Annotated in this window: 2 protein-coding genes; both read left to right on the forward strand. The window is 69.8% G+C overall.

Annotated elements, in window-relative coordinates; genetic code table 11:
* The coding region (locus tag JNW98_RS35650; RefSeq protein ID WP_223772395.1) for a hypothetical protein at nt 1–182 on the forward strand (182 nt) is incomplete at its 5' end.
* A 117-nt stretch (nt 183–299) separates the two neighbouring features.
* Nucleotides 300–1,142: an aldo/keto reductase gene (locus JNW98_RS35655; protein ID WP_223772396.1), complete on the forward strand. Its 843-nt coding sequence runs from the start codon at nt 300–302 to the stop codon at nt 1,140–1,142.
* Nucleotides 1,143–1,230: the final 88 nt, after the last annotated feature.

Below are 1,230 nucleotides of genomic sequence, written 5' to 3' on the forward strand. Positions count from 1 at the left end.
CCGTCGTGGCCGCCAACGCGCAGGCCCCGCCGGCCGAGTCGATCCGCACGTTCCGCATCCTCGCCGGCCAGTTCACCGAGGAGCAGGGGCATCTGACGCCCACCATGAAGCTCAAGCGGCGGGCGATAGAGAAGGCGTACGCGTCCGACGTCGACGCGCTCTACCGGCTCGCCGTGCCGTAGCCCGGCACACGCCGGCAGACAACCGGAAATTTTGGTTCCGGTTCGGGGAATGAGTGATGAGAACCGCTTGTTGTCGCCCAGAGCAAGCAGCCGTCAGCACGTAAGGAACGATCGCTTGTGAACGAGGTCCCTTCCATCACCCTCAACAACGGTGTGCGGATGCCGCAGCTCGGCTACGGCGTCTGGCAGGTCCCGGACGACGAGGCCACCGCAGCCGTGACGAACGCCCTCGAGGCGGGGTACCGCAGCATCGACACCGCGGCGGTCTACCAGAACGAGGAGGGCACGGGAAAGGCCATCGCCGCCTCGGGCATCGCCCGCGAGGACCTTTTCGTCACCACCAAGCTCTGGAACAGCGCTTCCGAGACCTGGACGCGTGACAGCGTCCTCCGCGAGTTCGACGCCTCCCTCGCCCGGCTGGGCCTGGACTACGTCGACCTCTACCTCATCCACTGGCCGCGCGCCGTGCGCGAGGACTACCTCACCATCCTCCGCACCTTCGGCGAGATCGCGGAGAGCGGCCGGGCCCGCGCCGTGGGCGTCTCCAACTTCCAGCCGGCGCACCTGAACCGCGTCCTGGAGGAGACCCCGGTCGTCCCCGCCGTCAACCAGGTGGAGCTGCACCCCTACCACCAGCAGGCCGAGCTCCGCTCCTACCACGCCGGCCACGGCATCGTCACCGAGGCCTGGTCGCCGCTGGGCCAGGGCAAGGAACTGCTCGGCGACCCGGTCGTCGCCCGGATCGCCGAGAAGCACGGCCGGACGCCCGCTCAGGCCGTCCTCCGCTGGCACCTGCAGCTCGGCAACGTGGTCATCCCCAAGTCCGTGACCCCGGCCCGCATCCGCGAGAACTTCGACGTCTTCGGATTCGAGCTGGACGGCGAGGACATGGCGGCGCTCTCCGCCCTGGACAGCGGCACCCGGCTGGGCCCGCACCCGGACGAGTTCGACGAGTTCTGATCCCCGGTCCCCGGTACGGAACGCCGGGCGCGGCGGTCTCACCGCGCCCGGCGTTCCGCGGCCATGACGGACGCCGGAAGCGGTCAGC

The organism is Streptomyces huiliensis, from assembly GCF_020037025.1.
GTDB lineage: Bacteria > Actinomycetota > Actinomycetes > Streptomycetales > Streptomycetaceae > Streptomyces > Streptomyces huiliensis.